Genomic DNA, 24,649 nt, shown 5'->3' on the forward strand with positions numbered 1-24,649 from the left:
CTCATTTTTGAAGGGGGGCGCGACATGCAACTCGGCATGATCGGGCTCGGCAAGATGGGCGGCAACATGAAGTTGCGGCTCGAGAAGGCTGGACACCAGGTAGTCGGCTACGACCGCAACCCCGACGTGGCCGACGTCGGCTCGCTCGCCGAGCTCGTCGCCGCCCTCGAGGGCCCGCGGGCCGTCTGGGTCATGGTCCCCGCCGGGGACCCCACCACGTCCACGGTGAGGGCACTCGCCGAGCTGCTGTCCGAGGGCGACATCGTCGTCGACGGCGGCAACTCGCGCTTCACCGACGACGCCGTGAACGCCGCGCTCCTGGCCGAGCGCGGCATCGGCTACGTCGACGTCGGCGTCTCCGGCGGCGTCTGGGGCATCACCGAGGGGTACGCCCTCATGGTCGGCGGCGCCGAGGGCGACGTGGAGCGGCTCATGCCGGTCTTCAACGCGCTCAAGCCCGAAGGCGAGTTCGGCTTCGTGCACGCGGGCGGGGTCGGCGCGGGCCACTACGCCAAGATGGTGCACAACGGCATCGAGTACGCCATGATGCAGGCCTACGCCGAGGGCTACGAGCTGCTCGAGGCCTCCGAGTACGTCGACAACGTGCCGGAGATCTTCAAGTCCTGGCGCTCGGGCACCGTCATCCGCTCCTGGCTCCTCGACCTCATGGACCGCGCGCTCGACGCCGACCCGGAGCTCGACCGGGTCAAGGGCTACGTCGAGGACTCCGGCGAGGGCCGCTGGACCGTGGACGAGGGCATCCGCCTGCGCGTCCCGCTCCCGGCGATCACCGAGTCGCTCTTCGCGCGCTTCACCTCCCGCCAGGAGGACTCCCCGGCGATGAAGGCCGTCGCGGCCCTGCGCAACCAGTTCGGCGGACACGCCGTCAAATCCGAGTAGCGCAGTGGCGGACACGCGCCGCGAAGCGGCCGGTGTCGGGACGAAGCTCCGGCACCGCGCCGAGTCGGCGTAGCCGAAGCGGCCCCCGCCGCAGAACGTGAGTGCCGGGACGCAGTCTCGGCACTCGGCGCGTTCCGACTGAGCCAATGGGGGGCTAGCGAGCGTCGCCCCCTCGCGAGCGGGCATCATAGAGGCGTGCGTGTACGACAGCTGCAATTGACGGACTTCAGGTCCTACGCGCACGCCCAAGTCCTGTTCGACGAGGGGCCCTCGATCCTGGTGGGCCCCAACGGACACGGCAAGACCAACCTGGTCGAGTCCCTGGTCTACCTGGCCAACCTCCGCTCCCACCGCGTCTCCTCCGACGCCCCCCTGGTCCGCCAGGGCTGCGAGCAGGCCGTGATCCGGGCCGAGATCCTGCACGACTCCCGCCGCCTCCTCGCCGAGCTGGCGATCGTCCCCGGCAAGTCGAACAAGGCCCGGCTGAACAAGACCGCCCTCTCCCGCCCCCGCGAGATCATCGGGGCGCTCAAGGCCATCGCGTTCGCCCCCGAGGACCTGGCGCTCGTGCGCGGCGAGCCGTCCGCCCGCCGCCGCTACCTCGACGAGCTCCTGTGCGCGCGCTTCCCGCGCTACGCCGGGGTCCGCGCCGACTACGAGCGGGTCCTCAAGCAGCGCAACACCCTCCTGCGCACCGCGTACCTGGCGAAGAAGACCGGCGGCCGCGGCCCCGGCGGCGCCGAGATGGCCACCCTCGACGCCTGGGACGCCCACCTCGCGCGCCACGGCGCCGAGCTCATGGCCGGGCGGCTCGCGCTCCTGGAGGACCTGACCGAACCCATCGCCAAGGCCCACTCGAAGATCGCGGACGGTCGCGCCGAAGTGCACCTGGCCTACGAGTCGGAACTCGGCGACGACCTCACCGCAGACCAGGACGTGCTCACCGCGCGCCTGGGCGCCGCCCTCGCCGCGGCCCGCGGCAAGGAGGTCGAGCGCGGCTCGACCCTCGTCGGCCCGCACCGCGACGACCTCGACCTCATGCTCGGCTCGCTGCCGGTCAAGGGCTACGCCTCGCACGGCGAGACCTGGTCGGTGGCGCTGGCACTGCGCTTGGGCGCCTTCGAACTCCTGCGCGCCGACGGCACGGCCCCCATACTCATCCTCGACGACGTGTTCGCCGAGCTCGACGCCACGCGCCGCGAGCGCCTGGCCGAGTACGCCGAGGCCGCGCCGCAGACGCTCATCACCTGCGCGGTCGCCGGTGACGTCCCCGAGCGGCTGACCGGCGCCCGCTACGACGTGTGGGAAGGGGAGATCAAACGTGTCCTTTAACGGCTCGGGAGGCGGCTACGACTACCGCCCCCGCCCTCGTCGCCGCGGCAAGTCCGACGACCCGCGCTTCCGCAAGGAGTGGTCCGGCCCGGGGCCGGACAAGCGCGACCCCGAGACGCTGGGGAGCCTGCTCCCCCAGGTCGTGCGCAAGAACGGCTGGACGCGCAAAGTGGCCGACGCCTCCGTGTTCGGCCGCTGGGAGGCCATCGTCGGCCCCGAGATCGCGGGCCACTGCTCGCCCAAGAGCCTGGAGAACGGCGAGCTGCTGGTCGTGGCCGAGTCGACGGCCTGGGCCACGCAGCTGCGGCTGTTCTCGCGCCAGATCCACGGCAAGCTCGCCGCGGCCCTCGGCCCGAGCGTCGTGAAGCGACTGAAGATCGTGGGCCCGCAACAGCCGACTCGTTCCTTCGGCCCGCGGCGCGTACGGTTTAATGGCTCCCGTGACACGTTCTGAAGCCGCACACCCCTAAGTCCGTAGGGGGGTTCATGTCCCCGCCCCTCGGTGCGACTGTGACGACAACGAGGCGCACGGAAGCGGTTACAGAAGCTCAGGCCAAGTAGACTTGACGGATGCGGTCCGGCCGGCGCCCTCGGCGCCCGGCCGCCTCCATGGCCGGCCCGGCTCCGGGCCCCTCTGGACCAGACAATCAGGCAGGTCCGAGGCCAGATGACTGAAAAGTGTCACAGCCATGGACTAACTTTTCACTACTGACCGTGAACGACGACAGAAGGAGTTGCCGGTGGCGGCGAAGCAGCAGGACGAGTACAGCGCCAGTTCGCTGCAGGTCCTCGAAGGCCTCGAGGCCGTCAGGAAGCGCCCGGGCATGTACATCGGCTCGACCGGCGAGCGCGGCCTGCACCACCTCATCCAGGAGGTCGTCGACAACTCGGTGGACGAGGCCATGGCCGGCTACGCCACCGAGATCCTGGTGACCCTCACCGAGGACGGCGGCGTCAGCGTCAAGGACGACGGCCGCGGCTTCCCGGTCGACATCCACCCCAAGCTCGGCAAGCCCGGCGTCGAGGTGGCCCTCACGGTCCTCCACGCGGGCGGCAAGTTCGACTCGCAGACCTACGCGGTCTCCGGTGGTCTCCACGGCGTCGGCGTCTCGGTCGTGAACGCGCTCTCCACCCGCGTCTCGGTGGAGATCCAGCGCGACGGCTACTTCTGGCGCCAGGACTACAAGCACGCCCAGCCGGGCCCGCTCGAGAAGGGCGAGGCGACCGACGCGACCGGCACGGTGGTGACCTTCTGGCCGGACGGGGACATCTTCGAGACCCTCGAGTTCGACTACAAGACGATCTACCGCCGCCTCCAGGAGATGGCGTTCCTCAACAAGGGCCTGTCGATCACGCTGCGGGACGAGCGCCCCGAGCACTTCGACGAAGAGGGCAACGTCCGGCAGGTGCGCTTCCAGTACGAGGAGGGCATCGCCGACTTCGTGCGCCACCTGAACGCCTCGAAGAACGCGATCCACCCGACGGTGGTGCAGTTCACGGCGGAGGACGACAAGGAGTTCCACACGGTCGAAGTCGCGATGCAGTGGAACGAGTCCTATGGCGAGTCGGTCTACACGTTCGCGAACACGATCAACACGCACGAGGGCGGCACCCACGAGGAGGGCTTCCGCTCGGCGCTCACCAACGCGGTCAACAAGTACGGGCTCGAGAAGAAGATCATCAAGTCCGAGAAGGACCGCCTCTCCGGCGAGGACATCCGCGAGGGCCTGGCCGCGATCATCTCCGTGAAGCTGCGCGAGCCGCAGTTCGAGGGCCAGACCAAGACGAAGCTCGGCAACACCGAGATCAAGGGCTTCGTGCAGAAGGTCTGCAACGAGCACATCCCGGACTGGCTCGACCGCCACCCGAAGGAAGCCCGGATGATCGTCCAGAAGGCTTCCTCGGCGGCGAACGCCCGCAAGGCCGCGGCGCAGGCGCGCAAGCTGGCCCGCCGCAAGAGCCTCCTGGAGACCTCCTCGATGCCGGGCAAGCTGGCGGACTGCCAGTCGACGAACCCGGAGGAGTGCGAGATCTTCGTCGTCGAGGGCGACTCGGCCGGCGGCTCGGCCAAGCAGGGCCGCAACCCGCGCACGCAGGCGATCATGCCCATCCGCGGCAAGATCCTCAACGTGGAGAAGGCCCGCCTCGACAAGATCCTCAAGAACAACGAGGTCCAGGGCATGATCACGGCCCTCGGCACGGGCATCCACGAGGAGTTCGAGGCCGAGAAGCTGCGCTACCACAAGGTCATCCTGATGTCGGACGCCGACGTCGACGGCCACCACATCAACACCCTGCTGCTGACGCTCCTGTTCCGCTTCATGCGCCCGCTCATCGAGCTCGGCCACGTGTACATGAGCCAGCCGCCGCTGTACAAGATCAAGTGGAACAAGAAGGGCGACCTGGTCGACTACGCCTACTCGGACGCCGAGCGCGACCGGATCATCGAGGCGGGCGTCGCCTCGGGCAAGTCCGACCCGCGCCGCTCCGACGGCGTCCAGCGCTACAAGGGTCTCGGTGAGATGAACTACACCGAGCTGTGGGAGACGACCATGGACCCCGCGCAGCGCAACCTCCTCCAGGTTCAGCTCGACGATGCGGCAACCGCCGACGAGCTCTTCAGCGTCCTGATGGGTGAGGACGTGGAGAGCCGCCGCCGCTTCATCCAGGAGAACGCCAAGGACGTCAGGTTCCTCGATATCTAAAGCGGCCCGCCGACCACGTTCCGACTGACAAGCAAGGAAGCACTGGTGCCTGAGAACAACCAAGACCAGCTTGAGATCCCGGAGGGCCACGGCCGCATCGAGCCGGTCGGCATCGAGGTGGAGATGTCGCGCTCCTACCTCGACTACGCGATGAGCGTCATCGTCGGGCGCGCGCTGCCCGACGTGCGCGACGGCCTCAAGCCCGTCCACCGCAAGATCCTGTACGCGATGTACGACGGCGGCTACCGCCCCGACCGCGGGTACGTCAAGTGCTCGCGCGTCATCGGCGACGTCATGGGCCAGTTCCACCCCCACGGCGACTCGGCGATCTACGACTCGCTGGTGCGCATGGCGCAGCCGTGGAGCCTGCGGTACCCGCTCATCGACGGCCAGGGGAACTTCGGCTCCCCCGGCAACGACCCCGCGGCCGCCCACCGCTACACCGAGTCGCGCCTCGAGCCGCTCGCGATGGAGATGCTGCGGGACATCGACGAGGAGTCGGTCGACTTCGAGCCGAACTACGACGGCAAGACCACCGAGCCCACGATCCTGCCCTCGCGCATCCCGAACCTGCTGGTGAACGGCTCCGAGGGCATCGCGGTCGGCATGGCCACGAAGATCCCGCCTCACAACCTGCGCGAGGTCGCGGCGGCCGTCGACTGGTGCCTGGACAACCCGGAGGCCACCGAGGAGGAGGCCCTCGAGGCGATCCTCGGGATCATCACCGGCCCCGACTTCCCCACCGGCGCCACGATCCTGGGGCGCGCGGCGATCGAGGACGCGTACCGCACCGGCCGCGGCTCGATCAAGATGCGCGCCGTCATCGAGGTCGAGGAGGACTCGAAGGGTCGGGCCTGCCTGGTCGTCACCGAGCTCCCCTACCAGGTGAACCCGGACAACCTCGCCGAGCGCATCGCCGACCTCGTCAAGGAGGGCAAGCTCGGCGGCATCGCCGACATCCGCGACGAGTCCTCGGGCCGCACCGGCATGCGGATCGTGATCGTGCTCAAGCGCGACGCGGTGCCCAAAGTGGTGCTCAACAACCTGTACAAGCACACGCAGCTGCAGGACACGTTCGGCGCGAACATGCTCGCGCTCGTCGACGGCGTCCCGCGCACGCTGAACATCGCCCAGATGGTCCGCTACTACGTGGCGCACCAGATCGAAGTGATCGTGCGGCGCACCCAGTACCGGATGCGCAAGGCCGAGGAGCGCGCCCACATCCTGCGCGGCCTCGCCAAGGCCCTCGACCTGCTCGACGAGACGATCGCGCTCATCCGCCGCTCGCCTTCGGCCGAGGAGTCGAAGCAGGGCCTGATGAGCCTGCTCGACGTCGACGAGGTCCAGGCCGTCGCGATCCTCGACATGCAGCTGCGCCGCCTCGCGGCGTTGGAGCGGCAGCGGATCGTCGACGAGCTCGCCGAGATCGAGTCGAAGATCGCCGACTTCGCGGACATCCTCGCCAAGCCCGAGCGGCAGCGCATGATCGTGCGCGAGGAGCTCGGCGCGGTCGTGGCCCGCTGGGGCGACGAGCGCCGGACCGTGATCATGCCCGACGCCGGCGAGGTGTCCATGGAGGACCTCATCGCCCGCGAGGACATCGTGGTCACGATCACCCGCGGCGGCTACGTCAAGCGCACCAAGACCGACTCGTTCCGCTCGCAGAAGCGCGGCGGGAAGGGCGTCCAGGGCGCGCAGCTCAAGCAGGACGACATCGTCAGCCACTTCTTCGTGTGCACCACGCACGACTGGATCCTGTTCTTCACCAACAAGGGCCGCGTCTACCGGGCGAAGGCCTACGAGCTGCCGGAGGCGAGCCGCACGGCCCGCGGGCAGCATGTGGCGAACATCCTGGCGTTCGGCCCGGACGAGCACATCGCGCAGGTCATCCAGCTGGCCCACTACGAGGTCACGCCGTACCTGGTGCTCGCGACCCGCAACGGCCTGGTGAAGAAGTCCAAGCTCACCGACTTCGACTCGCCCCGCACGGGCGGCATCGTCGGCATCAACCTGCGCGACGGCGACGAACTGGTCGGCGCCGCGCTCATCCAGCAGGAGGACGACCTGCTGCTGGTCTCGCGCAAGGCGCAGTCGATCCGCTTCCAGGCGACCGACGAGGCGCTGCGGCCCATGGGCCGCGCGACCAGCGGTGTGATCGGGATGCGGTTCGTCGGGGACGACGAACTGCTCACCATGATCGTTCTGCGCGATAATATGGACATCCTCGTGGCCACCAGCCGCGGCTACGCGAAGCGGACTCCGGTCGACGCGTACCCGCAGCAGGGCCGCGGCGGCAAGGGCGTCCTGACCGCGAAGATCACGGAACGGCGCGGCGACTTGGTTGGGGCGCTGTCGGTGACGCCGGACGACGAGCTGTTCGCGATCACCTCGGAGGGAGGCGTCATCAGGACTCCGGTGCAGCCGGTCCGTCAGACTTCGGACCGCAACACTATGGGCGTCAAGCTGATCGACCTGCCCGAAGAGGTCTCGCTGCTCGCGATCACCCAGAGCGCCGAGGAACCGGAACCCGATGAGGGGCAGGACGAGTAGATGACCGACGCGAAGGCCACCGCAGCGGAGACCGAGCGCGACGACGACGTCCCGGAGTTCAGCTCCGACGCGTCCGAGCCGGCCGAGCAGGCGAAATCCGATGACCCCGTGTCGTCGGTGTCGTCGCCGCCCGCTCCCGCCCAGGACCAGACGCTGACGCTGCGCCGCCCGCCGGGCATGACGCCGCCGCCGGTCACGCCGGAGTCGATCACGTCGCCCACGGGCAACACCGCCGCCAACCAGGCCGCGGGCGTGGCCTCCTCGGCCCGCGTCGCCGACGCGGTCCGCGCCGCGCGTGCCGCGGTGAGCCAGGCGGCCGCGCGCGGCCCGCGCCGGGCCCGCCTGCGGCTCAAGCGGATCGACCCGTGGTCGGTGATGAAGTTCTCGTTCGCCGTCTCGATCGTGCTGTTCATCGTGATGGTCGTGGCGACCACGGTCCTGTACATCGCGCTCGACGCGATGGGCGTGTTCGACACGGTCAACGACATGCTGCAGATGCTCATGGGCACCAGCTCGGAGGACGCCTCGGGCGGCACCGCGGCCTTCCGGATCACCGCGAAGGGCGTCATCGGGGCCGCGGCCCTGCTCGGCGTGGTGAACATGGTGCTGTTCACGGCGCTGGCGACGCTCGGCTCGTTCATCTACAACGTGTGCGCCGACCTCGTGGGCGGCGTCGAGGTGACGCTCGCCGAACGCGACTAGCGACAAGCGAAGCGAATGCCCGCGGCCTGGTGGCCGCGGGCATTCGCCGTCCCCGGCCGGGCCAGTGACGGCCGTCCCTAAGGGCAGGGGCCCTGTTCGGCGTTTGGCGCGGGCATGAGGTAATCTTTCTCAGCGCCGCCGATAAGGCCGCGTTGACAAGGGCGTATAGCTCAGGTGGTTAGAGCGTCGAGCTGATAACTCGAAGGTCCCAAGTTCGAGTCTTGGTACGCCCACCAACAACCCGCCGTGAACCGGCGGGTTTTTTCATGCCCGCCCGCCGGGGCTGTGGCCTGGGCCGCGGTCCGGAATAGGGCGGCCGTCCCGCGGCCTTGCACCAGGTGACCCCGTCCCCCTCCGAGAAAGCAGCCCGCCATGTCCGACCGCTCCTTCCTGTTCCTCCTCGGCAGCTCCCGCACCGGCGGCAACACCGAGGCCCTGGCCCGCGCGGCCGCCGAGCACCTGGAGCCGGAGGCGGCGCAGCGGTGGATCCACCTCGGCGAGCTGGGGCTGCCGCCGTTCACCGACCGCCGGCACACCGGGGACGGGACGACGCCGCCCGCGCAGGGCGCGGAGCAGATCGTGCAGGACGCGACCCTCGCGGCCACGGACATCGTGGTCGCCTCGCCGCTGTACTGGTACTCGGTGAGCGCTTCGGTGAAGAACTACATGGACTACTGGTCGGGCTGGCTGCGCGTGCCGGGCCTGGACTTCAAGGCCGACATGGCGGGCCGGCGGCTGTGGGCGGTCACCGCGTACGCCGACGGCGCCCCCGAGGCGGCGGCGCCGCTCGCCGGGATGCTGCGGCTGAGCGCCGGGTACTTCAAGATGGAGTGGCGGGGCGTGCTGCTCGGCTACGGTTCACGACCGGGTGATGTTGATCGCGACGCGCGGGCGCTCGCGGCCGCGAAGACGTTCTTCCGGGGCGACACCGAGACCGAAGACGTCCTTTACTGACAGGTACCGGCCCGGCGGCCGGGCGGGGCGCGGTTCGCTATGCTGAGGCGCATCGTGCAATGCCGAACACGGCGTTGCTGTACGCGGCAATCTCTGATATAGGGGGCCTGGGTCCATGTGGAAGAAGATCTTGATCGTCGCCGGAGTGGCCACGGTCGCGTTCGTCGTGGCCAAGAAGGTCAAGTCGATCAACGACGACCGCACCCTGTGGCACGAGGCCACCACCTCCGCGGAAGACGTGCGCTAGCGAATCGCGTTAGCCAGTTCACTGCGATCCGGGTATCCTCGCTGGTGCGGTTAGCGCTGCGGCGATACTTGGAGAGGTCCAGTCTCGTAGGGTGCAACCGCGCGGCTGACCGAGGGGCCTTAGCTCAATTGGCAGAGCACCTGCTTTGCAAGCAGGGGGTTAGGAGTTCGATTCTCCTAGGCTCCACAGCAAGACCAACCGCCCGCGACCTCGCTGAGGTCGCGGGCGGTTCGTTTTCCGCCCGATGTCGGTGGCGGCTGGCACCATGGGCCGATGAGTGCAACCTACGAGCGCGCCGACGGGTTCAAGGGCGCGCGGTTCGCGTCGGTGGACCTCTCCGGCGCGGTGTTCCGCGACTGCGACGTCAGCGACGTCAAGATCTCCGGGTCCGCCATCACCAACTTCCGGCTGAACGGCCACGCGGGCGAACTGGAGGGCGTGCGGGTCAACGACGTGGACGTCACCGAGTACGTCAACGCCGAGCTCGACCGCCGCCACCCCGAGCGGGTCACGCTCCGCTCCGTGCGGTCGCTGCAGGACCGGCGGGCGATGTGGACGCTCCTGGAGGGCCTGTGGGAGGGCACGATCGCCCGCGCCATGCGCCTGCCCGAAGCGGCGCTGCACGAACGCGTCGACGAGGAGTGGTCGTTCGCGGAGACCCTGCGGCACCTCGTCTTCGCCACCGACGTGTGGATCGGCCGGATGCTCCGCGGCGAGGAACTCCCCTACCACCCCCTCGGGCTCCCGACGGGCGACTACCCGGCCGAGCGCGCCGCCGCGATCGGCCTCGACACCGCGGCGCAGCCGTCCCTCGCCGAGATCCTGGCGATCCGCGACGACCGGACCGCCCAAGTGCGAGCCGCGCTGGCGGCCGCGACCGAGGAATCGATGGAGGAGACCCGGACCGGAGAGCCGGCGCCGGGCTGGGGGACCAAGACCGTGACCGCCGCGGCCTGCTTCCGGGTGGTGCTCAACGAGCACTGCGAGCACCGGCAGTACGCGCTGCGCGACCTCGCGGTCCTCGAAGCGCGCTGACACTCCAAGAACCGCAAAGGCAACCGGGCGCCGAAGCCGGCGTTGTTCACGAGGAGGTCGAGGCCGTCCCGGCAGTTCGGCGGCGTGGTCGATGCCGGAGTCGGTGGTCAGGTCGGTGGTGACGGTGGCAGTCTCGGCGCCGAGGGACGCTGCGAGGGCTTGCAGCCACCCGCGCGTCGCCGCGCCGGAGGACCGACCCGGCGCTGCGCAGCCCGCCACCGCCGCGGGACGCCGCTCCCATCGGCGGCGGCCTCGGGCCGCCGCCGAGGGGGCGTTCAGCGCAGGCGGCAGACGCCGTCGACGCAGTCGCTCTTGATCCGGCCCCGCGAGACCGTCTCGATGAGGCCGATGACCCAGCAGGCCGGGCAGCCGCGCAGCGCGAGCACCCCGACGGGGATCAGCAGCAGGCTCCACCACCCGAACACCGGGACGAGCGCGAACGCCGCGACCACGGACCCGAACCCGACCAGGCCGCGCGCCACATGCCGCGGCACCGACTTGCTCGCGAAACTCCCGTTACCGGCCATCGAAGCCCCCCGTCTCCATCGAACGCAGCCCCTCCTGGACGGCCGCGCGCGCCCGATGCAGCCTGGACTTCATCGCGGCCGTGGAGATCCCGAGCGCGTCCGCGGTCATGCGGCCGCTGTAGCCCTGCACGTCGCGCATGATGAGCACCCGCCGCTGATCCCCCGGCAGCCCCGCGATCACGTCCGCGACGATCCCGGCCTCCAGCAGCTGCAGCGCCTCCTCCTCAGCGGAGGGCACCGCCCGCTCCGGCACGGTCTCGAACTGCCGGAAGGCGCGCTTCGCCCGCCGCAGGCACTCGTTGCGCACGATCCGGAACATCCACGACGCGAGCGCCCCGGTCGCCCGCAGCATCCCGATCTTGCGGTACAGGATGATGAGCGCCTCCTGCGCCGCGTCCTCCGCGTCCTGCGGGGTCGTGCACAGCGAGTGCGCGAACCGGCGCACATGCGGGTGCGAGCCCGACACGAGCGCGGTGATCGCCCGGGCGTCCCCGTCCCGCGCCGCCTCGACGAGCGCCCCGTCGGGCCAGCCCTCAGCCACGCCGCGCCCTCCGGCGCAGCACCACGATGCTGCAGGTGACCATGAGCAGCACCAGGACTCCCGCGGCGATTCCGATGACCATTGACGACCTCCGTGCATCTTTCCGGCCCTTGCGGCCGGTATGGATATGAGAGGCGCGCGGCCTCCCGGAGGATTCGCGCCCGCGCGGGGAAAGACGCGGCCGCGCCTCGACTGTAGGCGATCGGCGTTGATGAGAGGTGTTCCGATGCGGCAAGATGACCCGGTGAGAATCGGATTGCTCGGTGCGTTTGAAGTCCAGGTCGACGGCACCCCCGTGAACCTCCCCGGCGCGCGCTCGCGGGCGCTGCTCGCCGCGCTGGCGCTGGAGGCGGGCAAGATCGTCCCCAAGACCCGGCTCGTGGACTGGGTGTGGGGCGAGGAGCCGCCCGCCGATGAGGCGAACGCCCTCCAGGTGCTCGTCTCCCGGCTGCGCAAGGCCCTGCCCAAGGGCGCGGTCGAGTCGAAGGCCGGCGGGTACGTGCTCGCGGTCGACCCCGCCTGCGTGGATGTGGTCCGCTTCGAGGAGCTCGTCGCGAAGGCCCGCACCGCCGACGACGCCGAGAAGGCCGACCTGCTCCGGGAGGCCCTCGGCCTGTGGCGCGGCGCCGCCATGGAGGGCATCGCCCTGTTGGGCAGCAAGGCGTTCGACGCCGTCGTCGTCGGCTTGAACGAACGCCACATCGCCGTCCTCGGCGACCGCGTGGACGCCGAGATCCGGCTCGGGCGCGGCGCGGACCTCATCACCGAGCTCACCGACCTCGTCGCGAAGTACCCGATGCGCGAAGGGTTCGTCGCCGCCCTCATGCGGGCCCTCGCCGAAGCCGGCCGCGGCGCCGAAGCGCTCACCGCCTACCAGCAGCTCGCCGAACGCCTCGGCGACGAGCTCGGCGTCGACCCCTCCGCGGAGCTCTCCGCGCTCAACATCGCGCTGCTGCGCGGCGAGATCGGCGGCCGCACCGAGAATCGCCGGACCAACCTCCGCTCGGAGCTCACCGCGTTCGTCGGCAAGGAGGACGACGTCGCCGCCGTCGCCGACCTGGCGTCCCGGCACCGCCTCGTCACCCTCCAGGGCCCCGGCGGCGCCGGCAAGACCCGTCTCGCCGTCGAGACCGCCCGCACCATGCTCGGCGACCTCCCCGACGGCGCGTGGCTCGTGGAGCTCGCGCCGCTGCACTCGGGCGGCGAACTGGCCCAAGCGGTCCTGACCGCGATCGGCCTGCGCGACCAGGAGACCGCCGCCGACGGCGACGCCACCGACCGGCTCGCCGCCGCCATCCGCGACCGCGTGATGCTCCTCGTCCTCGACAACTGCGAGCACGTCATCGAAGCGGCCTCGGCCCTCGCCGACCGGCTCCTCGGCGAATGCCGGAGCCTGCGCGTGATCGCCACCAGCCGCGAACCCCTCGGCATCACCGGCGAAGCGCTCTGGCAGGTCGAGCCGCTCGCGCTGCCCGCCGAGCACGCCACCCCGCAGGAGGCCGCCGCCTCCCCCGCCGTCCGGCTCCTGCGCGACCGCGCTGAAGCCGTGCGCCGCAACATCGGCGGCGACGAGGCCACCCTCGCCACGATGGCCCGCATCTGCCGCGCCCTCGACGGCATGCCCCTCGCCATCGAGCTCGCCGCGGCCCGCCTGCGCACCATGTCCGTCGACCAGCTCGCCGACCGCATCGACGACCGCTTCAAGCTGCTCACCGGCGGCTCCCGCACCGCCATGGCCCACCACCGCACCCTCCGCGCCGTCGTCGACTGGTCGTGGGACCTCCTGCCCGAAGCCGAGCGCGAACTCCTGCGGCGCCTCTCCGTCTTCACCGGAGGAGTGAGCCTCGAAGCGGCCGAACGGGTCTGCCCGCCAAACGAATACGCGTTCGACCTGCTCACCGCGCTCACCGAGAAGTCCCTGCTGCGCTCTGACGGCGAGGGCGAGCCCCGCTACCGGATGCTCAACACCATCCGCGAGTACGCCGCCCAGCGCCTCGAAGAGGCGGGCGGCACGGCCGAAGCCGAACGGGCGCTGCAGGACTACGTCACCGAACTGGTCGAGACCGCCGACCCGTACCTGCGCCGCGCCGAGCAGCTCGAATGGCTCGCGAGGCTCGAGGCCGACCACGACAACATCACCGCCGCGCTCCGCCGGACGATCGCCGACGGCCGCGCCCGCGAAGCGATGCGGATCGCCGCCGGCGCGGGGTGGTACTGGTACCTCAGCGGCCACCGCGCCGAAGGCACCGAACTGGCGATCGCGGCCGCCTCGCTCGAAGGCGACGTGCCCGACGAGACGCGCGCGCTCGCCTGCACCAACGTGGCGCACTTTGTGAGCGCCGGCTACGGCGGCGACCAGTACCAGGCCCAGGAGTGGATCGAGGAGGCCGACCGGCTCGCGCGGCGCAGCGGCTCGACCCACCCGCTGCTCGGGTTCGTGGCCCCGCTCGCGCGGATGCTCACCGACCCGCAGGACTTCTTGTCCGCGTTCGACCCGCTCATCGACCACGGCGAGCCTTGGGTGCGGGCGCAGGCCCGCCTCGCCCGGAGCCGGATGCGCCTGGCGATCTTCAGCGACGAGACCGATGTCGACGCCGACATCGAGGCCTCCCTCGCCGGGTTCCGCGAGGTCGGCGACCGCTGGGGGATCTCGAGCGCGCTCACCTTCCTTGCGGACCGCGTCGGGGCGAAAGGCGAGTTCGCGCGCGCCTGCGACTACTACGAGGAGGCCGCCGACGCCCTCGCCGACGTCGGTGCGCCCCATGAGGTCATCAGCGCGCGCGCCAGGCAGGCCCAACTCCGGTGGCTGCTCGGCGACGACGCGGCGAGCCGCGCCGCCATGGCCGAGGCCGACCGGCTCGCCGACGGCATCACCTGGCCGAGCACGATCCTCGAGCTGGCGTTCGCGAAGGCCCACCTCGCGAGGCTCAAGGGCGACAAGGCGGAAGCGCGCGCGATCGTGGCGCGGCTCGACACCGGCGTCACCCGCGACGGCAGCGCGATCGTCGCCGCGGGGCACGACCTGCGCGCCTACCTCGTCGACGATCTCGAGGCGGTTCGCGACCACCGCGCCAAGGCGCTCGAAGCGGTGGTCGCGCTCGCGTACCCGCCGATGATCGCGGACATCCTCGTCGGCATCGCCGATCTCGCACTGCTGCAGGGGAAGGACGCCGAGGCGGCGCAGCTCGTCGCGGCGGCTGAAGGGGTGCGCGGCGCGCCCGACCTCACCAAGCCGGACGTGGCCCGCATCGGCGAGGAGGCGCGGGAGCGCCTCGGCGACGACGGGTTCGAGGAGGCGATCCGTCAAGGGCGGGAACGGGACTGGAAGGAACTGGCCGAGTCGGCGCTGGCCGCCTGACCGCAGGGCGCCGACGACGAAGTGGTCGCCGAGCAGGCCTCGAAGCTCGAGGACGGGCAATGCCTCGCCGCGAGCTCGGCGTGCTCATCGGCGGCGAGGCGGTCGTCGGCTCGACCCCGCCTGCCCGTCCGCCCGCCACGACTACGTCGGCGTGCCCGGCGTCGGCTCGGAACCGACGGTGAGGCCGCGCGGCGCCCCGGCCTCCGGTCGCATGTGCAGTGGCCGGGTTCCTGTCGGATTCCGGCCGCCGTGTTCGTTCCGGATCAAAACCCTTGCGCCGCTTCGGTTTAGGCCTGCCGGATGGTGATGTTGCCGCCGCTGGTGCGGGCGCGGACCTTGACGGTGCGCTCGGGCACGCCGGGGACGTTCACGTGGTTGTGCACGCGTCCGGTGGGGGTCTTGGCGTCGAGCTCGACGGCCGTCCCGGCGGGGACGCCCACTTCGAGTCTGCCTGCGGCCGTGGTGATCTCGACGGGACCGGTGCCGATGCGGCCGATGCGGATGTCGCCGACGGCGGTCTTGGCCTCGACGGCGGCGTGCGCGGTCTCGACGGTGACGGGTCCGTTGGCGGCGCCGGCGCGGAGGTCCCCTTGGACTTCGCCGATCCAGGTGGTGCCGCCGATGTTCTTCACCGCGGCGTCGCCGCCGATGCGGTTGACGCGGATGTCGCCGCTGCCGCTGACGTCGGCCTTGCCGGCGACCTGGTCGACGGTGACGCGGCCGCCGCTGGTCTTGAGGCGGACCTCGGCGGCGCGGGCCACCTTGATGTCGCCGACGGCGTTCTTGAGGCGGCAGGCGCCCACCTGACCGGTGACGACGTATTCGCCGTCGGCGGTGTCGCCCTGGACGTCCGAGCCGGTCGGGAGCTGGACGCTGATGCGCACCGAACCGTATTTGCGGGCGAAGGCGGTGCGCAGCTTGGGCTGCCAGACGCGGAGCCTCCCGGCCTCGAATTCGACGTTGACCTGGGCGGCGGCGTCGGTGTCGAGCTTGCGGGTGGGGTCGATCGGCTCGACGGTGACGACGGTGTCGGCGCGGTCGGCGGCGGCGAAGCGGATGTCGCCGAGGACGATGTCGACGACGGCGGTGATGGGCGCGGGGGTGGCGAAGGTCTGCATCTCGGTGCCTCTTTCGGTGCGGGTCGCTGGCTTGATGCCGTAACGATCGCCCTTCGCGCTGTCGCCGCCCTTGCCTCGACCTGTCACCGCCCCTGTCAGCCGTCAGGTGCCGACAGATGCCCAGTTCAGTGCGGCTGCTCGAGGTCGGCGAGGAGCCCGTCGAGGGTCGCGCCCAAGGCCTCGGCGTTGGCCTGGTCGAACCAGGTGGTGCGGATGCGCTCGTTGCTGCCGCCGGGGGTCTCGTGCTCGGAGGCGATGGCCTGGAGCGGCTTGGACTCCTCGCCGAGGGACCGGCCGACGCCTTGGAAGAGGCTGCGCACGTACCGGTCGGCGGCCTCCTGCGGCACACCGTTCCGCGCGGCCCAGTCGGCGAGGGCGCCGAGGTAGGCGAGGTAGGTGCTCACGGTGCTGGAGAGCGCGGAGACCACGTTGTAGGCGGTGGCGTCGGCGACGGGCTGGGCGCCGCCGAGCCGGTCGAAGAACGCCTCGGCCGCGGGGTGGGCGGGGTAGACGACGGTGACGGAGGCGCGTTCGCGCACGGTGGGCAGGGGGATGGCGGCCACGATGTCCGCTTCGGTGCCGAGGAGGCCGCGCAGTTCGTCGGCCGAGACGCCGGGGATGACGTTGACGATCGTCTGCCCGGCGCCGATGCGCAGGCCGGCGAGGGCGTCGTGCCGGTCGGCGCGGCGCACGGCGATGACGACGAGGTCCGAGTGGTCGGCGACCTCCTGGTTGCTCGCGCGCACCTGGACGTTCGCGTACTTCGCGGCGAGCGCCGCGCCCGTAGCCGCGCCGCGCGGCGAGAGGCTGATCGGCGGCGGGGCCGCGACGCCGTCGCTCAGCCCTTCGACCATCGCGCCGCTGATCTCCCCTACGCCGATGAACCCGATGCGTGCCATTGCGGCTCCCTTCTGTCGGGCTCGAGGCTAGTGCATCCCCCGGAGGCCGCCGAAACTTTCGGATCCGGCAATCGAGATACCTCGATGCGTATGCCCCGGTGAACAGGCATTGACACTCATCAATACGGCGACCTATGCTGATCCTGGCAAACGGTATCGCCTGAAAGTTTCGGTCTCACCCGCATCCTCAGGAGGAGCAATGCAGCGCCACCCTCACCAGTCCCGCGCGAACGAACCGAGTGCGAAGGCCAGGCTCAGCCGCCGTTCCCTCATCACCGCGGGCGCGGCCCTCCCGGTACTGGCCGCCGCCACCCCCGCCTCGGCGCAGACGACGATCAACGTCGAGCCGAACAACGTCCAGCAGACCATCCAGGGCTTCGGCGGCATGAACCACTCCGTGTGGATCGCCGACCTCACCGCCGCCCAGCGCGACACCGCGTTCGGCAACGGCACCGGCCAGCTCGGGTTCTCGATCCTGCGCATCCCCGTGCACGAGGACCGCGCCAACTGGAGCCGCGAGGTCGCCACCGCGCAGCGCGCGAGGGCGCTGGGCGCCAAGGTGTTCGCGTCCCCGTGGAACCCGCCGGCGAGCATGACCGAGTCGTTCTCGGGCGGCAAGCGCCTGCGCTACAGCATGTACGGGGCGTACGCCCAGCACCTCAACGACTTCGACCAGTTCATGGCGAACAACGGCGTCGACCTCTACGGCATCTCGATCCAGAACGAGCCCGACTACGCGCACGAGTGGACGGCCTGGACCCCGCAGGAGATGCTGAACTTCTGCCGCAACAACGCCGGCTCGATCGGCACCCGCGTGATCGCCCCCGAGTCGTTCCAGTACCGCAAGAACATGTCCGACCCGATCCTCAACGACCCGACCGCCCTCGCCAACGTCGACATCATCGGCGCCCACCTCTACGGCACCGCGAACGCCGACTTCCCCTACCCGCTGTTCCAGCAGAAGGGCGGCGGGAAGGAGCTGTGGATGACCGAGGTCTACCACCCCAACAGCACCGACTCGGCCGACCTGTGGCCCGGCGCGCTCGACACAGGCGAGCACATCCACCGCGCACTCGTCTACGGCCGCTTCCAGACCTACGTGTGGTGGTACATCCGCCGCAGCTACGGCCCGATGCGCGAGGACGGCCAGATCTCGAAGCGCGGCGCGAACATGGCGCACTTCTCCAAGTGGGTGCGCCCGGGCTTCCAGCGGATCACCGCGACGGCGAACCCGCAGGCGAACGTCTACATCACGGCGTTCAAGAGCGGGTCGCGGATCGTCATCGTCGCGATCAACAAGAACACGAGCGCCGTGTACTTCCCGTTCACGGTCCAGGGCGGCGGCAACGCGACCATCCCGACCTGGGTGACCGACGCGAACAACACGCTCGCGCCCTCTTCGGCCCCGGTGATGACGAACGGCTCGTTCGGTGCGCAACTGCCCGCTCGGAGCATCCGCACCTTCGTCATCAACTGAGTGAGAACCCGGGCTCGGGGGTACTCCTCTGGTTCGCAGCGGGCGCCCCGCGCGGGGCGCCCGCCCGTCAGAAGGAGGTCCGATGGCCGTGAAGGAGCGCACAGCGAAGGAGACGCCGGTCAAGGAGCACCTGACCGTGGACGTCACCGACGCGCCCGAGCTCGACCGGTACGAGGCGCGGGTCGACGGGAAACTGGTCGGGTACACCGAGTACCGCCGCAACGACGGCACGATCATGCTCTCCTGCACCGAAGTCCCCGAAGAGCTCCAGAACAAGGGCATCGGCGCGGCCCTCGCGCGGTTCGCGTTCGACCGGGCGCGCGAAGAGGGGAAGCGGATCGAACCGGTGGACCCGTTCATCGCGGGCTGGATCGAGCGGCACCCCGACTACGCCGACATGATCCACGAGAAGGCGATCCACCTGGGCGAGGAGACCTGACGCCTCTCGCTTCGGCAGCGGCTCAGCCCGAGCCGCCCTGTTCCGTGCGCCGCTGGGCGCGCAGCTCGGCCCAGCGTTCGAGGCGCTCTCCGACGCCCGCCTCGTACCCGTTGCGGGTGGGCCGGTAGTAGCGCTGCCGCTCCATGCCTTCGGGGAAGTACGCCGCGCCGGAGAAGCCTTCGGCGGTGTCGGGGTCGTACTGGTAGCCCTTGCCGTACCCCATGTCCTTCATCAACCTGGTGGGGGCGTTGAGGATGTGCGCGGGCGGGGCGAGCGAGCCGGTCTGCTTCGCGCTGCGCTGCGCCTCCCCGAACCCCCGGTAGACGGCGATCGACTTCGGCGCGGTCGCGAGGTAGACGACGGCCTGCGCGATGGCCAGCTCCCCTTCGGGCGAGCCGAGCCGCTCGTACACGTCCCATGCGGCGAGGGCCTGCTGCACGGCCTGCGGGTCGGCGATCCCTATGTCCTCGTTGGCGAACCGCGTGATGCGCCGCGCGATGAACAGCGGGTCTTCTCCCCCGTCGAGCATCCGCGCCAGCCAGTAGAGCGCCGCGTCGGGGTCGGAGCCGCGCATGGATTTGTGCAGCGCTGAGATCAGGTTGTAGTGGCTCTCCTGGGTCTTGTCGTACAGGGGCGCGCGCTTCTGCACGGTCTCGGCGAGCGCCGCCGTGTCGAGGGGCGGCGTGCCCTCGGGAAGCTCCTGCAGCTGCTCGACCATGTTGAGCAGGTACCGGCCGTCGCCGTCGGCCATCGCGATGAGCGACCCGCGCGCCTCGTCGTCGAGCGGGACGGGCCGCACCTCCTTCTCGGCGCGGGCGAGCAGCGTCTCGAGCGCGGCGGTGTCGAGCCGGTGGAGGACGAACACCTGGCAGCGCGAGAGCAGCGCGCCGTTGAGCTCGAAGCTCGGATTCTCCGTGGTGGCCCCGACGAGGATGATCGTGCCGTCCTCCACGTACGGCAGGAACGAGTCCTGCTGGGCGCGGTTGAACCGGTGGATCTCGTCCACGAACAGCATCGTGCCCTGGCCCATCTCGCGCCGCTGCCCGGCGGCGGCGAAGACCTTCCGCAGGTCCGCGACGCCGGAGAACGTGGCCGACAACGGCTCGAACGCGAGGTCGGTCTCCTCGGCGAGCAGCCGCGCGATCGTGGTCTTCCCGCACCCGGGAGGCCCCCACAGGACCGTCGAGACGGGTTTCCCGCGGGAGACCATGCGCCCCAACGGCGCGTCAGGGGCGAGCAGGTGGTCCTGGCCGACGACCTCGGCGAGTGTGCGCGGCCGCAGCCGGTCGGCGAGAGGCCGAGGCGGGTCCTCCCCGAACAGCGGCAGCGCGGGCGCCGGATCGGTCATGAATCGACCGTATCGCGGGGGTGCGACATCGCGGGCGAACGTGAGAAGATGCCGTCTGTGCATGCGATCTGTGAGGTAGTGATCACCGGCCCGGATGCGGGCTGGCTCCGCGAGTTCACGCGGAAACTCGTCGAGGAGCGCCTGGCCGCCTGCGGGCAGCAGGTCGCCGAGATCCGCTCGATCTACCGGTGGGAGGGGCGGATGCACGACGAGCCCGAGGCGCGGGTCATGCTGCACACCCGCCAGTCGCTGGTCCCCGAGATCATCCGGACCGTGCGACGCGAGCACCCCTACGACGTGCCGTGCGTGCTCGCCACCCTCATCACCCAGGCCAACCCGGACTACCGCGCCTGGGTCGTCGAATCGACCAAGGACCCGGACGAACAGGACTCCGGATCGAGTCGATGACCGGGCGAGCGGCCGGTGGCGGCCGCCCGCCCTCACTGCTCAGCCCTGGCCCCAGAACGCGTCCTCCGCGGTCTGGTCGGCCGAGAACAGCCACACCTCGGCGACCTTCCCGTCCACGACGCGCAGCAGGTCGATCCCGTCCATGGCCATCTCGGCCCCGTCCCGCTTGCCGGAGAAGCGGATCGGCACCGCGGCCATGTCGCCGTTGATCATCGGCGCGCCGCTCGCCGCGAGCGCGAAGGTGCCGTTGCTGAACGCCATCATCGCCCCGACCATCTCCCCGACCGCCGCGCCGCCGCGCTTGTCGCCGGAGAACTGGTTCGCCCCCGGCTGATGCCAGACGAGATCATCGGCGAACAGCGCGGCCAACTGGGCGGGCTCCCCCGAACCCATGGCGTCGACGTACTGCTGGGCGACGGCTGCGGTGGATTCGATCATCGTGACTCTCCCTCGAACGTGAAGTACCGGCAGGTTCATCCTCACCGGCGTTTCCGCATGACACCGCTATACTCACTTTTTGTAACCAGTTACTTCAACGTGACCATTGGGATCTGGTGTCGCATGTCACAAGAACCGGATTGGAATGTGCTGACGGCGACCTGCCCGTCCCGCACCTCCCTCGTCCGCATCGCCAACAAATGGACGGCGATGATCGTCATCGTCCTCGGGCGGGGCCGCACCCGCTTCCGCGACCTGCGCACCGCCGTCGACGGCATCAGCGGCAAGGTCCTCACCGACACACTCCGCGACCTCGAACGCGACGGCCTCGTTGCACGCCACGTCTTCGCCGAGGTCCCACCCCGCGTCGAATACGAGCTCACCGACCTCGGCCGGACCCTCCACGGGCCGCTGCGAGCCCTCGGCGACTGGGCCGAAGCGCACATCACCGAGGTCCTCGAGCACCGCGAACGCTACGACAGCAGTCATTGACCGCGCCGACGTTCGGGCCGAGGGCAAGCCGCCCCCGTTCGAGACGTAAGAAGACCTTGGCTCGCATGCGATCGCAAGAGCGTATGTCCGATGATGACCTGCCAAAAACTTACGTGTCAACTTACGACGCAAAGCGTCTAGAAGTATTTTCGAACCCCTTGCGATACAGGCGATCCGGTTCGATGGACGGAAATTCGCTGGCGGGGGGATCGCGTCGGGTGCAGGCTGTCGCGGTGACTGATGTCGGGACTTTGGCCGGAACGCTGCTGATCACCGGGACGCCCGGGGCGGGCAAGACCACGGTGACGCAGATGGTGGCCGAGCGGCTGCCGCGCGCGGCCCGGCTGGACGCGGACGTGTTCGGCATGATGCTCGTCAGCGGGTGGGCGAACATGCTCGACGCCGAAGGCAACTGGAACCCCGGCCCCGAAGGCCGGCAGCAGTTGCGGCTTCGCATGGTCAACGTCTGCTCGACCGCGGACAACTTCGCCGAGGCGGGCTACACCCCGGTCATCGACCAGGTCGTGGAAACCCGGCAGGAACTCGCCTTCATCGCGGGGCGGCTCCGAGTGCGGCCGCTGATGCTCGTCGTGCTGTGCCCGCCGTTGGAAGTGGCCCGGCACCGCAACGCGACCCGCTCGGTCGAAGCTCGAGTCGACTACGACTTCCCGCCGCTGGCAAGGAATCAGCAGCGCGAACTGGGCGATCTCGGCTGGTGGCTCGACTCGGGCGAGCTGACCGCGGAGGAGACCGCCGACTTGATCGTGGCCGAGGCCGCCAAGCGCGCCGTCGTCACCGAGGACCAGCTGCAGGCATAGACCGGTCGCCCTCGCCCATGCTGCCCGATCGCATGTTTCCCGCGACCCGCCGAGAGGCACCCGCTTGACCGATGCGTCGGCATGGCACGATCGGCCGTGCGAACGGATGGGGGCAGACATGGCAGGGATCCGCGACATCCAAGTGATCGTCTTCGACGTGCTGGGCACGCTGGTCGATGAACCGGGCGGCATAGCCGCAGCGATCCGAGAGGCGATGCCCGACACCGACGCCGACGTCGAGGAACTGGTCGACCTATGGCTCGGACACGTCGAGAAGGAGCAATCCCGCATTGTCAAAGGCGAACGCGCCTACGCCAATTCGCAGGTGATCGACGCCGAAGCAGCCCAAGCGGTCGCGGACCGGGCCGGCATCGAAGACCCGGCCGCGATCGCCCGCCTGGCGAAGGCCGAACAACGCCTCGCCCCCTGGGAGGACACGGTCGCCGGGCTCGAACGCCTCTCCTGGCACTTCCCGGTCATCGGCCTCTCCAACGCCAGCCGCGCAGCCCTCCTGCGCCTCAACGCCTTCGCGGGCCTGCGCTGGCACCAGGCGCTCTCGGCCGAATCCGCCGCGACCTACAAGCCCGACCCGGCGGTCTACCGCCTCGCCCTCGACGCCGCCGCCTGCGTCCCCGAACACGTCCTCATGGTCGCGGCGCACGCGTGGGACCTCCGCGGCGCCCAAGCGGTCGGGATGCGCACGGCCTACATCGGCCGCTCCGTCGGCGACCCCCCAGCCGAAACCGACACCTTCGATGTCCACGTCGACGGCCTCGACGCCCTGGCGGCCGCGCTCGTCACGTGACCGGGCCGCTCACCGGGAAGCGGCGTCCAGCAGCGTTATCGCAGCGGCTTTCGCCTGGGCTGCGGCTTCAGGTGACCTCGCGATGGCCGCGGTGGTCTGGGCGCCTTCGATGAGGATCGCGATCTGCGGGGCGACCTCGGCGCGAGCGCCCGCGTCCCGGACCAGGTCGGCCACGTACTGCTGGAAGGCCTCCTTCTGCTGCCGCACGGTCTGCGTGACGCCTTCTGACCCGGCGCTCAGTTCGCCGAAGACGTTGATGAAGGCGCAGCCGTGGAAGTCGGGCTCGCGGAACCAGGCGTCGAGGAAGTCGAAGACCGACAGCAGCTTCTCGCGGGCGGTCTCGGCCTTCTCGGCGCTCGCGGCGATGCCGGCGTTCCACTGTTCGCGCCGGTGCCGCAGCACGGCCACGATGAGGTCGTCCTTCGAGGGGAACAGTGCGTAGATCTTCTTGAGCGAGACTCCGGCCTCGGTGCGGACGGCGTCCATGCCCACCGCTTGCACGCCTCGGGCGTAGAAGAGCCGGTCAGCGGCCGCCACCAGTCTCTCGCGAACGTCTGTGTCCTGGGTCATAGCCTTGCCCCTTGCGCTGAGAACGATCGTTCTCTATCGTAGTCTACATAAACGGAGAACGATCGTTCTCCACTCCGAAAGGGGCAAGAAAAAATGGCCACCATCACCGTCGGCAACGAGAACACCAGCCCGATCGAGATCTACTACGAGGACCAGGGCGAGGGCCAGCCCGTCGTGCTGATCCACGGCTACCCGCTCAACGGCCACAGCTGGGAGAAGCAGACCCGCGAACTCCTGGCCGCCGGCTACCGCGTCATCACCTACGACCGCCGCGGCTTCGGCCAGTCGAGCAAGGTCGGCACCGGCTACGACTACGACACCTTCGCCGCGGACCTGAACGCGGTCCTCGACACCCTCGACCTGCGCGACGTCATCCTCGTCGGCTTCTCCATGGGCACCGGCGAACTCGCCCGCTACGTCAAGAACCACGGCCACGAGCGCGTCGCCAAGCTCGCCTTCCTCGCCTCGCTGGAGCCCTTCCTCGTCAAGCGCGACGACAACCCGACCGGCGTCCCGCAGGAGGTCTTCGACGGCATCGCCAGCGCCGCGAAGAGCGACCGCTACGCCTGGTTCACCCAGTTCTACAAGGACTTCTACAACCTGGACGAGACGCTCGGCAAGCGCATCAGCCAGGAGGTCGTGACCGCGAACTGGAACACCGCCACGACTTCGGCCCCGGTCGCCGCCTACGCGGTCGTCCCGGCCTGGATCGAGGACTTCCGCGAGGATGTGGCCGCCGTGCGCGCCGCCGGGAAGCCCTCCTTGATCCTCCACGGCACCGCCGACAACATCCTCCCGATCGACTCGACCGGCCGCCCCTTCCACGAGGCCTTCCCGGAAGCCGACTACGTCGAGGTCGAAGGCGCCCCGCACGGTCTCCTGTGGACCCACGCGGAAGAGGTCAACGAGGCGCTGCTCAAGTTCGTCCAGAGCTAACGCGCACACACCAGAGGGCGGGCCGCGCGATGCGGCCCGCCCTCTGGCGC

The 24,649-nt window shown here is 70.1% G+C and carries 23 protein-coding genes, 2 tRNA genes and 1 pseudogene; 19 read left to right on the forward strand and 7 right to left on the reverse strand.

What is annotated here, in order from left to right; genetic code table 11:
• Nucleotides 1-24 precede the first annotated feature (24 nt).
• The 11 genes and pseudogenes from gnd (at nt 25) to AB0K52_RS19645 (ending at nt 10,425) form a co-directional block, all read left to right on the forward strand.
• Nucleotides 25-900: a phosphogluconate dehydrogenase (NAD(+)-dependent, decarboxylating) gene (gene gnd, locus AB0K52_RS19595; RefSeq protein ID WP_363534148.1), complete on the forward strand. Its 876-nt coding sequence runs from the start codon at nt 25-27 to the stop codon at nt 898-900.
• A gap of 195 nt (nt 901-1,095) precedes the next feature.
• The gene (gene recF / locus AB0K52_RS19600) at nt 1,096-2,232 is read left to right on the forward strand and encodes a DNA replication/repair protein RecF (protein ID WP_363534151.1); all 1,137 of its coding nucleotides are present in this window, start codon (nt 1,096-1,098) and stop codon (nt 2,230-2,232) included.
• The gene (locus AB0K52_RS19605; protein ID WP_208497727.1) at nt 2,222-2,686 is read left to right on the forward strand and encodes a DciA family protein; all 465 of its coding nucleotides are present in this window, start codon (nt 2,222-2,224) and stop codon (nt 2,684-2,686) included. Before recF ends, AB0K52_RS19605 begins: the two co-directional genes overlap by 11 nt.
• A gap of 286 nt (nt 2,687-2,972) precedes the next feature.
• The gene (gene gyrB / locus AB0K52_RS19610) at nt 2,973-4,937 is read left to right on the forward strand and encodes a DNA topoisomerase (ATP-hydrolyzing) subunit B (RefSeq protein ID WP_363534154.1); all 1,965 of its coding nucleotides are present in this window, start codon (nt 2,973-2,975) and stop codon (nt 4,935-4,937) included.
• Between the two features lie 45 nt (nt 4,938-4,982).
• Complete coding sequence (gene gyrA, locus AB0K52_RS19615; protein WP_363534157.1) at nt 4,983-7,487, forward strand: DNA gyrase subunit A; 2,505 nt, start codon at nt 4,983-4,985, stop codon at nt 7,485-7,487.
• 249 nt (nt 7,488-7,736) lie between these two features.
• Nucleotides 7,737-8,189: pseudogene (locus tag AB0K52_RS19620) on the forward strand (DUF3566 domain-containing protein); the annotation flags it as partial.
• Between the two features lie 159 nt (nt 8,190-8,348).
• Nucleotides 8,349-8,425, forward strand: a tRNA-Ile gene (locus tag AB0K52_RS19625).
• A gap of 136 nt (nt 8,426-8,561) precedes the next feature.
• Nucleotides 8,562-9,143 (forward strand): NAD(P)H-dependent oxidoreductase, encoded by a 582-nt coding sequence (locus AB0K52_RS19630; protein WP_363534160.1) that lies wholly within the window; start codon nt 8,562-8,564, stop codon nt 9,141-9,143.
• A gap of 115 nt (nt 9,144-9,258) precedes the next feature.
• Nucleotides 9,259-9,390 (forward strand): DLW-39 family protein, encoded by a 132-nt coding sequence (locus tag AB0K52_RS19635; RefSeq protein ID WP_218125197.1) that lies wholly within the window; start codon nt 9,259-9,261, stop codon nt 9,388-9,390.
• A gap of 113 nt (nt 9,391-9,503) precedes the next feature.
• Nucleotides 9,504-9,576, forward strand: a tRNA-Ala gene (locus AB0K52_RS19640).
• 87 nt (nt 9,577-9,663) lie between these two features.
• Nucleotides 9,664-10,425, forward strand: a complete 762-nt coding sequence (locus tag AB0K52_RS19645; RefSeq protein ID WP_363534163.1) for a DinB family protein — start codon at nt 9,664-9,666, stop codon at nt 10,423-10,425.
• A gap of 275 nt (nt 10,426-10,700) precedes the next feature.
• Here the strand turns inward: AB0K52_RS19645 and AB0K52_RS19650 are convergent, their stop codons facing one another.
• Both AB0K52_RS19650 and AB0K52_RS19655 read right to left on the reverse strand, forming a co-directional pair.
• Nucleotides 10,701-10,952 carry a hypothetical protein gene (locus tag AB0K52_RS19650; RefSeq protein WP_363534166.1) on the reverse strand — a complete coding sequence of 84 codons (252 nt, stop codon included), beginning with the start codon at nt 10,950-10,952 and terminating at the stop codon, nt 10,701-10,703.
• Nucleotides 10,942-11,493 carry an RNA polymerase sigma factor gene (locus AB0K52_RS19655; protein WP_363534168.1) on the reverse strand — a complete coding sequence of 184 codons (552 nt, stop codon included), beginning with the start codon at nt 11,491-11,493 and terminating at the stop codon, nt 10,942-10,944. Before AB0K52_RS19655 ends, AB0K52_RS19650 begins: the two co-directional genes overlap by 11 nt.
• A 244-nt stretch (nt 11,494-11,737) precedes the next feature.
• On the opposite strand from AB0K52_RS19655, the gene AB0K52_RS19660 reads away from it, so the two are divergent.
• Nucleotides 11,738-14,851, forward strand: coding sequence for a BTAD domain-containing putative transcriptional regulator (locus tag AB0K52_RS19660; protein ID WP_363534171.1), 3,114 nt, complete (start codon nt 11,738-11,740; stop codon nt 14,849-14,851).
• Between the two features lie 287 nt (nt 14,852-15,138).
• Here the strand turns inward: AB0K52_RS19660 and AB0K52_RS19665 are convergent, their stop codons facing one another.
• Nucleotides 15,139-15,969, reverse strand: a complete 831-nt coding sequence (locus AB0K52_RS19665; protein ID WP_363534174.1) for a DUF4097 family beta strand repeat-containing protein — start codon at nt 15,967-15,969, stop codon at nt 15,139-15,141.
• Nucleotides 15,970-16,094: 125 nt separating this feature from the next.
• Nucleotides 16,095-16,868, reverse strand: coding sequence for an NAD(P)-binding domain-containing protein (locus AB0K52_RS19670; RefSeq protein WP_363534177.1), 774 nt, complete (start codon nt 16,866-16,868; stop codon nt 16,095-16,097).
• 199 nt (nt 16,869-17,067) lie between these two features.
• Here AB0K52_RS19670 and AB0K52_RS19675 point away from each other — a divergent pair, with 199 nt between their 5' ends.
• Together AB0K52_RS19675 and AB0K52_RS19680 are read left to right on the forward strand one after the other, a co-directional pair.
• A complete protein-coding gene (locus AB0K52_RS19675; RefSeq protein ID WP_363534180.1) occupies nt 17,068-18,345 on the forward strand; it encodes a glycoside hydrolase family 30 beta sandwich domain-containing protein in 1,278 nt (425 codons plus the stop codon).
• 82 nt (nt 18,346-18,427) lie between these two features.
• Nucleotides 18,428-18,784 carry a GNAT family N-acetyltransferase gene (locus AB0K52_RS19680; protein ID WP_363534183.1) on the forward strand — a complete coding sequence of 119 codons (357 nt, stop codon included), beginning with the start codon at nt 18,428-18,430 and terminating at the stop codon, nt 18,782-18,784.
• A gap of 22 nt (nt 18,785-18,806) precedes the next feature.
• On the opposite strand, the gene AB0K52_RS19685 is transcribed toward AB0K52_RS19680, so the two are convergent.
• Nucleotides 18,807-20,132 (reverse strand): replication-associated recombination protein A, encoded by a 1,326-nt coding sequence (locus tag AB0K52_RS19685; protein WP_363534186.1) that lies wholly within the window; start codon nt 20,130-20,132, stop codon nt 18,807-18,809.
• Between the two features lie 78 nt (nt 20,133-20,210).
• Here AB0K52_RS19685 and cutA point away from each other — a divergent pair, with 78 nt between their 5' ends.
• On the forward strand, nt 20,211-20,540 hold the full coding sequence (cutA, locus tag AB0K52_RS19690) for a divalent-cation tolerance protein CutA (protein WP_363534189.1): 330 nt from the start codon (nt 20,211-20,213) through the stop codon (nt 20,538-20,540).
• Between the two features lie 39 nt (nt 20,541-20,579).
• Here the strand turns inward: cutA and AB0K52_RS19695 are convergent, their stop codons facing one another.
• A complete protein-coding gene (locus AB0K52_RS19695) occupies nt 20,580-20,978 on the reverse strand; it encodes a nuclear transport factor 2 family protein (RefSeq protein WP_363534192.1) in 399 nt (132 codons plus the stop codon).
• A 123-nt stretch (nt 20,979-21,101) separates the two neighbouring features.
• Here AB0K52_RS19695 and AB0K52_RS19700 point away from each other — a divergent pair, with 123 nt between their 5' ends.
• From AB0K52_RS19700 to AB0K52_RS19710, 3 genes are all read left to right on the forward strand, one after another.
• Complete coding sequence (locus AB0K52_RS19700) at nt 21,102-21,470, forward strand: helix-turn-helix domain-containing protein (RefSeq protein WP_363534195.1); 369 nt, start codon at nt 21,102-21,104, stop codon at nt 21,468-21,470.
• 233 nt (nt 21,471-21,703) lie between these two features.
• Nucleotides 21,704-22,288, forward strand: coding sequence for an AAA family ATPase (locus AB0K52_RS19705; RefSeq protein WP_363534198.1), 585 nt, complete (start codon nt 21,704-21,706; stop codon nt 22,286-22,288).
• A 118-nt stretch (nt 22,289-22,406) separates the two neighbouring features.
• On the forward strand, nt 22,407-23,093 hold the full coding sequence (locus AB0K52_RS19710) for a haloacid dehalogenase type II (RefSeq protein ID WP_363534201.1): 687 nt from the start codon (nt 22,407-22,409) through the stop codon (nt 23,091-23,093).
• 9 nt (nt 23,094-23,102) lie between these two features.
• On the opposite strand, the gene AB0K52_RS19715 is transcribed toward AB0K52_RS19710, so the two are convergent.
• Nucleotides 23,103-23,663, reverse strand: coding sequence for a TetR/AcrR family transcriptional regulator (locus tag AB0K52_RS19715; RefSeq protein WP_363534204.1), 561 nt, complete (start codon nt 23,661-23,663; stop codon nt 23,103-23,105).
• A 93-nt stretch (nt 23,664-23,756) separates the two neighbouring features.
• Here AB0K52_RS19715 and AB0K52_RS19720 point away from each other — a divergent pair, with 93 nt between their 5' ends.
• Nucleotides 23,757-24,599 carry an alpha/beta hydrolase gene (locus AB0K52_RS19720; RefSeq protein WP_363534207.1) on the forward strand — a complete coding sequence of 281 codons (843 nt, stop codon included), beginning with the start codon at nt 23,757-23,759 and terminating at the stop codon, nt 24,597-24,599.
• The last annotated feature ends 50 nt before the right edge of the window (nt 24,600-24,649 follow it).

Origin of the sequence: Glycomyces sp. NPDC049804 (assembly GCF_040674615.1) — a bacterium.
Classification (GTDB): Bacteria; Actinomycetota; Actinomycetes; order Mycobacteriales; family Micromonosporaceae; genus Glycomyces; species Glycomyces niveus.

Bases quoted from the DNA above. Each gene is read 5' to 3' on its own strand.
- AB0K52_RS19680 (WP_363534183.1), top strand. From the start codon at position 18,428: ATGGCCGTGAAGGAGCGCACAGCGAAGGAGACGCCGGTCAAGGAGCAC.
- AB0K52_RS19700 (WP_363534195.1), top strand. From the start codon at position 21,102: ATGTCACAAGAACCGGATTGGAATGTGCTGACGGCGACCTGCCCGTCC.
- AB0K52_RS19695 (WP_363534192.1), bottom strand. From the start codon at position 20,978: ATGATCGAATCCACCGCAGCCGTCGCCCAGCAGTACGTCGACGCCATG.
- AB0K52_RS19665 (WP_363534174.1), bottom strand. From the start codon at position 15,969: ATGCAGACCTTCGCCACCCCCGCGCCCATCACCGCCGTCGTCGACATC.
- AB0K52_RS19645 (WP_363534163.1), top strand. From the start codon at position 9,664: ATGAGTGCAACCTACGAGCGCGCCGACGGGTTCAAGGGCGCGCGGTTC.
- AB0K52_RS19710 (WP_363534201.1), top strand. From the start codon at position 22,407: ATGGCAGGGATCCGCGACATCCAAGTGATCGTCTTCGACGTGCTGGGC.
- AB0K52_RS19715 (WP_363534204.1), bottom strand. From the start codon at position 23,663: ATGACCCAGGACACAGACGTTCGCGAGAGACTGGTGGCGGCCGCTGAC.
- AB0K52_RS19685 (WP_363534186.1), bottom strand. From the start codon at position 20,132: ATGACCGATCCGGCGCCCGCGCTGCCGCTGTTCGGGGAGGACCCGCCT.
- AB0K52_RS19635 (WP_218125197.1), top strand. From the start codon at position 9,259: ATGTGGAAGAAGATCTTGATCGTCGCCGGAGTGGCCACGGTCGCGTTC.
- AB0K52_RS19670 (WP_363534177.1), bottom strand. From the start codon at position 16,868: ATGGCACGCATCGGGTTCATCGGCGTAGGGGAGATCAGCGGCGCGATG.
- AB0K52_RS19675 (WP_363534180.1), top strand. From the start codon at position 17,068: ATGCAGCGCCACCCTCACCAGTCCCGCGCGAACGAACCGAGTGCGAAG.
- AB0K52_RS19630 (WP_363534160.1), top strand. From the start codon at position 8,562: ATGTCCGACCGCTCCTTCCTGTTCCTCCTCGGCAGCTCCCGCACCGGC.
- AB0K52_RS19720 (WP_363534207.1), top strand. From the start codon at position 23,757: ATGGCCACCATCACCGTCGGCAACGAGAACACCAGCCCGATCGAGATC.
- gnd (WP_363534148.1), top strand. From the start codon at position 25: ATGCAACTCGGCATGATCGGGCTCGGCAAGATGGGCGGCAACATGAAG.
- AB0K52_RS19650 (WP_363534166.1), bottom strand. From the start codon at position 10,952: ATGGCCGGTAACGGGAGTTTCGCGAGCAAGTCGGTGCCGCGGCATGTG.